Raw genomic sequence first — 7,777 nt, forward strand, 5'->3', positions numbered from 1 at the left:
GGCCCGATCTGTGCCGTCGCCCCCGCCCCTGTGACACGCCCCGAGGCGGTGCTCTTCGACTTCTCCGGCACGCTGTTCCAGATCAAGGCCTACGAGGACCGCATCCGCGCCGCGCTGCCCCACCCGGTGGACGGGAGCGCGATGGACGCCATCCTCACCTCTCTGGAGGCGGGCCTCGCGGACCCCGCCGTCATCGGAGCCCAGCACGCACGCGACGTCTCGTCCGCGGCCCACCGCCACGCGTTCACCACGTGGTACGCCTCCGCCCCGGCGCTCGCCCCCTTCGCCGGCGTTCTCTACGACCAACTCCGCTCGCCGGAGCACTGGTTGCCCTACGCCGACACCGAGAAGACGCTCGCCGCACTCGACGCGCGCGGCATCGCGCTCGGCGTCGTCAGCGACGTCGGCTGGGACCTGCGCCCGACGTTCGCCCTGCACGGCCTCGACCGCTGGTTCGGCAGCTGGGTCCACTCGTACGAACACGCCACGGAGAAGCCCGACCCGCGCCTCTTCGCCCACGCCTGCGCCGAGTTGGGCGTGGCCCAGGCGGACACCCTGATGGTCGGCGACCACCCCGCCAAGGACGGCGGGGCCGCGGGGGCGGGGCTGCGTTCCTACGTACTGCCGGGCGGTGCGGCGCCGGGAGCGGTGCGGGGTCTGGACGCGGTGCTCCGGCTGGTCGACGGGCCGTACTGAACGCGGCGGGGCGCGCGCCCCGCCGCCCCGCTGACCTGGGCGAGGGGCTTGTCGGGTGCACGACGAGATGTTGTTAGCCTGCGGGGCGGATCATCGAACCCAGGAGGCCTCCGTGTCACCAGACAGCCCCACGATTGCCCTGGTCACCAGCAGGCCCCAGCTGGAGACCGGTCTCGACCGCGACCTCCCCGAACTGGCGCGCTCGCTCGGCGCGGCGGGCGCCGACGTCGCCACCGTGGCCTGGGACGACCCGCGGGTCGACTGGGAGCGGTTCGACCTCGTCGTCATCCGGTCCGCCTGGGACTACAGCGAGCGCGTCGCCGAGTTCGTGGCCTGGGCGGGGCGCGTCGCACGGCTCACCGTCCTGGCCAACCCGGCGTCCGTGGTGCGGTGGAACACCGACAAGCGGTACCTGGAGGCGCTGGCCGCGGCGGGCGTGCCCGTCGTGCCCACGCGCTATCTGGCGCCCGGTGACGCGGTCGAGATCCCCGACGACGGCGCTTTCGTCGTCAAGCCCGCCTCCGGGGCAGGCGCCCGCTACGCCGGCCGGTACGAGAAGGGCGCGTACGAGGACGCCGTACGGCACATCGAGCGGATGCACGGCGAAGGTCTGACCGCGATGGTGCAGCCCTATATGCCGCGCATAGACGAGACCGGTGAACGCGCGCTCGTGTACGTCGGCGGGCGCTTCCTGCACGCCATACAGAAGGGCGCGGTGCTGGCTCCGGGCACGGCGTACGACGACGAGAAGATGCCGCACCCCGACCTCAGGCCCTGGCAGCCGACCGCCGCCGAACTCGCCCTCGCCGAGCAGGCGTTGGCCGCGGTGCCGGGGACGCCGGAGCTGCTGTACGCGCGGGTCGACCTCGTCGACGGGCCGGAGGGGGACGGGCCCTGCGTCATGGAGCTCGAACTCGTCGAGCCGAATCTCTTCCTCGGCCTGCACGAGGGGTCGCTGTCCGCGGTGACCGAGGAGATCCTCGTCGCCGCGGCGTAATCGGATGGACGAGGCGGCCGGAGGCTGAATACCCTGCCGCCATGTCCAGTCCCGAGTCCGACAGACCTTAGCCACCGGCCCGGCATGTCCGGTGGCCGAGAAGTCATGCGGAACCGCAGCGTGCGCCTGCACGCGCCGTGACTGGTCGCGCCCGCGCGGCGGAACCGCATGTGTCACAGCCCCGAACCCTTTCGGGGCGCTGTCGTGCGGACTGACTTTTCCCTTGCGGAGTTCCTTCATGCCCTTTGCCCTCTACATGCTCGGACTTGCCGTCTTCGCGCAAGGCACCTCCGAGTTCATGCTCTCCGGTCTCGGCCCTGACATCGCCGCGGACCTCGACGTATCCCTCTCGGCCGCGGGCGCCCTGACCTCGGCCTTCGCCGTGGGGATGGTCATCGGCGCCCCGGTGATGGCCCTCATCGGCCGTCGCTGGCCGCGCAGGACCGCGCTGCTCGGATTTCTGCTCACCTTCCTGCTCGTCCATGCCGTCGGCGCGCTGACCGGCAGCTTCGCCGTGCTCCTTGTGACCCGGGTCGTCGGTGCGCTCGCCAACGCCGGGTTCCTCGCGGTGGCCCTGGTCGCCGCCGTCGGCATGGTCGGGCCCGACGCCAAGGGGCGGGCCACCTCGGTGCTGCTCGGCGGCGTCACCCTCGCCTGTGTCGCGGGCGTGCCCGGCGGCGCGCTGCTCGGGCAGTTCTGGGGGTGGCGGTCCGCGTTCTGGGCGGTGGCCCTGGTGTCGGTGCCCGCCGTCCTCGCGATCCTGCGGTCCGTGCCCGGCGGCGCGTCCGCCCCTGCGGGGGCCGGTGTGCGCGGGGAGCTGCGGTCACTGCGCGAGCCGCGTCTCGTCGTGACCCTGCTTCTGGGGGCGCTGGTGAACGGGGCGACCTTCTGTACGTTCACCTATCTCTCGCCGGTGATCACCGAAGTCACCGGGTTCCCGGGGAACTGGGTGCCCGCCCTGCTCGCGCTGTTCGGGGCGGGGTCGTTCATCGGGGTCACGGTCGCGGGGCGGTTCGCCGACGCCCGGCCCGTGCCGTTCCTCGTCGCGGGTGCCGTCGCGCTGCTCGCCGGGTGGGTGCTCTTCGCGCTGACCGCGGGGAACCCCGTGGCCGCGGTCGTCCTCGTCCTCGTACAGGGCGCCCTGTCCTTCGGCGTCGGCTCCGCGCTGATCGCACAGGCCCTGTACGCGGCCACCGGCGCCCCCACGCTCTCCGGCGGCTTCGCCACGGCCGCGCTGAACGTGGGCGCCGCCGTCGGACCCGCCGCCGGCGGCCTCGCTCTCGCGGCGGGGCTCGGCCACCGCTCGCCCCCGTGGGTCAGCGCGCTGCTCGTGGCGCTGGCCCTGGCGGTCGGTGCGGTGGCGCTCCGGAAGCGTCAGTCACCGTCGGGGAACGCCACCCTCTGCAACAGCCCCCAGGTGAACTCCGCGACGCAGCGCCGCGGCTGACCCGCCGCGTCCGGCGCCGTGAAGGCGAGCCGCCAGCGCGTGGGTGCCGTGCCCTCCATGGGGCGGGCCGGGGCGAACGCGCGGGCGGCCTCGTCGACCGTGCACGACCAGGGGGTGAGGTCGTCGAGCGTGTGCAGCGCGGGCCCCGGGGCGCCCGGCGCGCGGATCAGCCACTCGTTCCACACCGCGCCGTTCGGTGCGCGCAGGACCTCGAAGCGCAGGGTCGGCCAGAGCGGCACCGGCCACAGCAGGGCCTCGCACTCCAGGTCTCCCGTCTGCCGCGTCACGGTGGCCTCGGGGGCGCCGAGCACCGAGCGGTAGCGGGCCGCGGCGCCGCGCGAGCGGGCGGAACGCGTCATCGCCTGCCAGCGGCGGTTGGCCTCGCGCATGTCCGCGATGGAGACGCCGAGCTCGTGCCGGGCCGCCTCCACCAGGTCCGGGTTGTGGTCGGCCATGCGGCGCAGCAGGACCAGCTGGAAGTCGAGAGGGGTGAAGGGGCCAGAGGACCCGGGGGACCTGGAGGCGGAGCTAGCGGACATGCGCCCCATGGTCGCGCACCGCCGCCGCTCCCGGGCGCCGCCCGCCGGGAAGGAACAGGACCGAATTGACGTACCGGGGCCTGCGCGGTGTGAGCACCCTGCGCAGCAGCCCCTGCGACACGACGTACGACGTGTCGTTCTGGTGCGCCTCCAGGTCGAAGTCGGCGAGCGGCAGCCAGGTGCGGTCGGGCAGGACCCAGCCCTGGTAGCCGTGGTGCCGGGTGAGGAGTTCGACGATCGGCCCGATCGGCTGGATGCGGGACTCCAGCTCGATGAACAGGGCCGGACGGTCGCGGACTAGCAGATCGTGGGCGCCGTGCAGGACCGGGAGTTCGTTGCCGTCCACGTCGATCTTGATGAAGTCGACCTCGCGCAGGCCGAGCCCGTCCAGGGTCAGGCAGGGCACGTCGACCGCCTCGGCGTGGATGTCCCTGCGGATGAGCGAGGAGACCCCGCGGTCGCCGCGGTCGCCCTGCGGCAGCCAGAGCCGGGCCGTGCCGGGGCGGTCGGTGGCCGCGGCCTGGATCACCCGCACATTGCCGGGCGTGGAGGTCTCCAGGAGCCGGGCCAGATGCGGGACGGGCTCCACGGTCACCACGCGCCGCGCACGCGAGGCCAGGCGGCGCGACCAGGGGCCGTACCAGCCGCCGACGTCCACCGCGGTGCCGCAGCCGCGCGGGCAGAGGTCCGCGAGGCGGGCCAGCTCCGGCTCGAAGCGGGGGTAGACGAGCCGGGCCAGGGAGGCGATGAGCCGGGCGGGGAGGTGCGGGGCGAGGCGGGCGGCCACGGTCTTGTGGGGGCTCGCCTCGGTCTTGTGCGGGCCCGTCACGTGGATATCCGCTTCAGGAGCTGCTCGTGCTCGTCCTCCGACAGCTGCTCCCCGGAGGAGGGCAGGAGCTGCGGTATGCCGTCGATGATCGGGTAGCGGCGGCGCAGCCGCGGGTTGTAGAGCACCTCCTCCGGTACGAGGGGCGCCTCGGGTTCGAGGAGATGCAGGGGGCCCTTGTCCAGCGGGCAGGCGAGGATCTTCAGCAAGGGGTCTTCGGGGTTCATCAGCTGGTCAACTCCTTGGTGGGGGGCGTTGGTTGGGGCGGCGGCGCGTCGTGCTTGGGCATCGCGAGGAGCACGGTCACCGCGAGCGCCGTGCCCGCGATCCGCAGGGCGAGCCGCAGCGGTTCGTCGGGCAGCGGCTCGCCGAACGCCAGCGTTCCGAGTACCGCGGTGAACAGCGCGGTAACCGTCGTACAGACCGGGACGATGAGCGAGGCCCGGCACCGCTGGAGCGCCGCCTGGGACATGACCAGGCCGAACGCGCCGGTGAACAGCAGGAGATACGGGTACGGGCTGGCGAGCAGGTGCAGCAGCGCGGAGCCGAGGCCCTGCGTGGTCAGATAGCTGGACACGCCCTTGATGGCGAGCGAGCTGACCCCGTAGAGGAGCCCGACGGCGACCCCGTACTCCACGCCCGTCGTCGGCAGCCGGTGCCGGTGCTTCGCGCGGCGCTCGGCCGATCCGTAGAGCAGGACCCCCGCGGCGAGGGAGGGCAGACAGACCGTGAGGACCAGCGGCACGGGCGCGCTGCGGCTCACGGTGTCCGCCTCCTCGCTCAGCGAGAGGACGACCATGAGCAGCGCGAGGAGGATCGCCCCGACGGCATACCGCTCGCGCCCCGATGTCTGCTCACCGAGCAGTACGGAGGAGAGCAGGAGCAGGAGCACGAGCCCGGAGACGAAGATGCCCTGCGCGGCGGCGATGGGCAGCGTCCGGTAGACGGCGAGTTGCGCGCCGAAACCGGCGGCGAGCGCGAGCGATCCGCCGATCCACAGCGGGCTGGAGATCACCTGCCTGAGCAGCCGTGCCGGGCTGCGCACGCTGACGGACGGCATCGCGGTGAGGGCACGTTTCTCCAGGACGAACCCCGTGCTGTAGAGGACGTTCGCGAGCAGTGCGGCGGTCACACCCCACCACATGGCGTTACGCCTTCCGGGCGTGCAGCAGCAGGATCGACGAGGCGCTCGGCACGGCGCAGGCGATCCGGTCCAGGGCGCGCAGCGGACGCGGTACGCCGTGGAAGGGCGCACCGGCCACCCGTACGACGTCGAAGCCGGACGCGGCGACGAACTCCCGCAGCGCGCGGGCGGTGTAGAGCCGCAGATGCCCGACCACCTCGCTGCCGGGGCGGCCGTGGATGCCGCGCAGGCTGACCTCCGAGAAGACGGGCTGCACCCCCGCGAGCAGGAGGCCGCGGTTGTACCAGGCGGCGAGGTTGGGCGTGGACAGCATCAGATGACCGCCCGGCCTGAGCACTCTTCTCAGCTCGTCGAGCGCGCTGTCGGGGTCGACGAGATGCTCGATGACCTCGCTGAAGAGGACCGCGTCGGCGGCGCCGTCCGCGAACGGCAGCCCTCCGTCGGTGAGTTCACCGCGCACGACGTACGGCAGATGCGCGTGCGCCCGCTTCAGGGCGTCCTGCGACCAGTCGACGCCGATCACGCGGTGGCCCGCGAGGAGCGGGGCCGCGGTCGCCGCCGCGGTGCCGTCGCCGCAGCCGATGTCGAGGACGACGCAGGTGCGGGCGGTGGCGGGGCCGATGGCGTCGGCGAGCATCCGGGCCTGGCGCAGGCTGCGTGCGACGCCGGACGCGACGGGGACGGAGGGGTCCTCGTAGAAGTCCCGCAGATCGCGGGGCGCGGTGCTGGTGCTGGTGCTCGTCATCGCTTCGTTCCCTCCTCCGTGTGCTCCGTGGCGTGGAGGTAGTGCTCGAAGAGGTCACGCAGATGGGCTCCGTCGCCGCTGCTGAGCAGGGTCTTCGACCAGCGCAGGGCGACGTGCAGGCGCCCCGCGGTGGCCGCCGTGGTCACGGTGAGGCCGCGGGGGAGACGGGCGGGCGCGGAGAACCAGACGGCGTGCGCGCGTCCGGCGTCACCGAAGTCCAGGGGGTAGGGGACGCGCCCGATGTTGCTGAGCAGCGTGGTGGAGGTCCACGGCGCGGCGGCTCTGCGCAGGCCGCGCGTCACGGCGGCTCTGAGAGTCACGGGCAGGACGGGCGAGGTCAGCAGGGCGGCGCCGCGGCCCAGTTGGGGGCGGGGGAGTGCCTTGAGGGCGCGGGTGCGTTCGGCGGTGCGGCGCAGGAGGGCCCCGATGTCTTCCGGTCCCCAGTCCTCGGAGGTCAACTCGGCCGCGGTGAAGGGTACTTCCACCAACCGAGTGCCGTTCCCGATGGGCATGTCCATGCTGCGGGGGCGGTCGTCGACGGGCATGGTGATCCGGAACGGCTTCGGCCGCGCGCCGTGCTCCCGGTTCCAGTGCGCGATCATCAGCGCGGTGGCCACCATGAGCTGGTCGTTCACGGTGAACGGCGCCCCCTTCGGCCGCCGCGGCACGGCGAGTTCGGCGACGAGCATGCCGTTGCCGGGCGAAGGCTCGGGCGTCCCCCGCGAGACCCGGGCAGGCGGAGCCCACCCACCGGGCGCGTCACCGGCCGCCTCCGCGTCGCTCTCGGGCGCGGCAGCGGAGGGCGCGGGCGTACGGAGCGGAGGCGCGGCGGGGGAGTTGTCCTGCCCGCCGTACAGTTCGGCGGCGGTGGCGAGCACGCGGAGGCAGGCGGGGCCGTCGAGGGCAGTGTGATTGATGGTGAGAAAGAGGACACTGCCGCTGCTGGCGGGTCGCTTTTCGCTGGCGGGGCGCCCTGAGCTGCTGGGCGCGGGGCCTGCGCCGGGGGCGCCGACGCCTGCCCCGGCGAGAGGGGAGCCTCCGAGGCGGGTCGGGGCGCCGGGTGCGCCGGGCCCGCCAACGCCACCCGCGCCCGCCTCGCCGGCGACCGCCGGGCCGTTGCCGGGAGCGGCGGGGGCGGGTGAGCCGCCCGGGCCGGAGCCTTCGCCCGGCCTGGCGGTTGCGTCACCGCCGTGCGGGGCCGGTGCGGCGCCGGTGGGGTCCGTCCCGCCGTCGCCCGGAGTGGCTGTCGTGCCGTTGGCGAGTGCGTCGCCCGGGCCGACGCCCACGCCCGACCCGGCGGTTGCGTCACCGCCGTGCGGGGCCGGTGCGGCGCCGGAGGCTGTCGTGCCGGTGGTGGGTGAGCCGCCCGGGCTAATGCCCTCG

9 protein-coding genes are annotated in these 7,777 nt (G+C 73.8%); 3 read left to right on the forward strand and 6 right to left on the reverse strand.

Going from position 1 to position 7,777, the window contains the following annotated elements:
• The 3 genes from ACQKIP_RS33540 to ACQKIP_RS33550 form a co-directional block, all read left to right on the forward strand.
• Positions 1-696, forward strand: a 696-nt coding sequence (locus ACQKIP_RS33540) for an HAD family hydrolase (protein ID WP_427745012.1), incomplete at its 5' end; no start/stop codon positions are given.
• Positions 697-763: 67 nt separating this feature from the next.
• Positions 764-1,693 (forward strand): ATP-grasp domain-containing protein, encoded by a 930-nt coding sequence (locus tag ACQKIP_RS33545; protein WP_365852176.1) that lies wholly within the window; start codon positions 764-766, stop codon positions 1,691-1,693.
• A 238-nt stretch (positions 1,694-1,931) separates the two neighbouring features.
• Positions 1,932-3,140: a Cmx/CmrA family chloramphenicol efflux MFS transporter gene (locus ACQKIP_RS33550; RefSeq protein WP_365852179.1), complete on the forward strand. Its 1,209-nt coding sequence runs from the start codon at positions 1,932-1,934 to the stop codon at positions 3,138-3,140.
• Here ACQKIP_RS33550 and ACQKIP_RS33555 read toward each other — a convergent pair.
• From ACQKIP_RS33555 to ACQKIP_RS33580, 6 genes are read right to left on the reverse strand one after another with little or no spacing between them, the layout of a single operon-like run.
• Positions 3,068-3,688, reverse strand: coding sequence for a hypothetical protein (locus tag ACQKIP_RS33555; protein ID WP_365852181.1), 621 nt, complete (start codon positions 3,686-3,688; stop codon positions 3,068-3,070). The genes ACQKIP_RS33550 and ACQKIP_RS33555 overlap by 73 nt on opposite strands.
• Positions 3,669-4,508 carry an FkbM family methyltransferase gene (locus ACQKIP_RS33560; protein ID WP_365852183.1) on the reverse strand — a complete coding sequence of 280 codons (840 nt, stop codon included), beginning with the start codon at positions 4,506-4,508 and terminating at the stop codon, positions 3,669-3,671. Before ACQKIP_RS33560 ends, ACQKIP_RS33555 begins: the two co-directional genes overlap by 20 nt.
• The gene (locus ACQKIP_RS33565) at positions 4,505-4,732 is read right to left on the reverse strand and encodes a Trm112 family protein (RefSeq protein WP_365852185.1); all 228 of its coding nucleotides are present in this window, start codon (positions 4,730-4,732) and stop codon (positions 4,505-4,507) included. Before ACQKIP_RS33565 ends, ACQKIP_RS33560 begins: the two co-directional genes overlap by 4 nt.
• Positions 4,732-5,637 (reverse strand): hypothetical protein, encoded by a 906-nt coding sequence (locus tag ACQKIP_RS33570; RefSeq protein WP_361189408.1) that lies wholly within the window; start codon positions 5,635-5,637, stop codon positions 4,732-4,734. The genes ACQKIP_RS33565 and ACQKIP_RS33570 overlap by 1 nt, the downstream gene beginning before the upstream one ends.
• A gap of 16 nt (positions 5,638-5,653) precedes the next feature.
• Positions 5,654-6,394 carry a class I SAM-dependent methyltransferase gene (locus ACQKIP_RS33575; protein WP_365852187.1) on the reverse strand — a complete coding sequence of 247 codons (741 nt, stop codon included), beginning with the start codon at positions 6,392-6,394 and terminating at the stop codon, positions 5,654-5,656.
• Positions 6,391-7,770, reverse strand: a complete 1,380-nt coding sequence (locus tag ACQKIP_RS33580; protein WP_427745013.1) for a condensation protein — start codon at positions 7,768-7,770, stop codon at positions 6,391-6,393. The genes ACQKIP_RS33575 and ACQKIP_RS33580 overlap by 4 nt, the downstream gene beginning before the upstream one ends.
• Between the last annotated feature and the right edge of the window lie 7 nt (positions 7,771-7,777).

This window comes from Streptomyces sp. NPDC059900 (genome assembly GCF_050270335.1).
In the GTDB taxonomy this organism is placed as follows: Bacteria; Actinomycetota; Actinomycetes; order Streptomycetales; family Streptomycetaceae; genus Streptomyces.

Excerpts from the sequence above, each read along its gene's own strand:
- ACQKIP_RS33545 (WP_365852176.1), top strand. The coding sequence starts at position 764 with ATGTTGTTAGCCTGCGGGGCGGATCATCGAACCCAGGAGGCCTCCGTG.
- ACQKIP_RS33550 (WP_365852179.1), top strand. The coding sequence starts at position 1,932 with ATGCCCTTTGCCCTCTACATGCTCGGACTTGCCGTCTTCGCGCAAGGC.
- ACQKIP_RS33555 (WP_365852181.1), bottom strand. The coding sequence starts at position 3,688 with ATGGGGCGCATGTCCGCTAGCTCCGCCTCCAGGTCCCCCGGGTCCTCT.
- ACQKIP_RS33565 (WP_365852185.1), bottom strand. The coding sequence starts at position 4,732 with ATGAACCCCGAAGACCCCTTGCTGAAGATCCTCGCCTGCCCGCTGGAC.
- ACQKIP_RS33575 (WP_365852187.1), bottom strand. The coding sequence starts at position 6,394 with ATGACGAGCACCAGCACCAGCACCGCGCCCCGCGATCTGCGGGACTTC.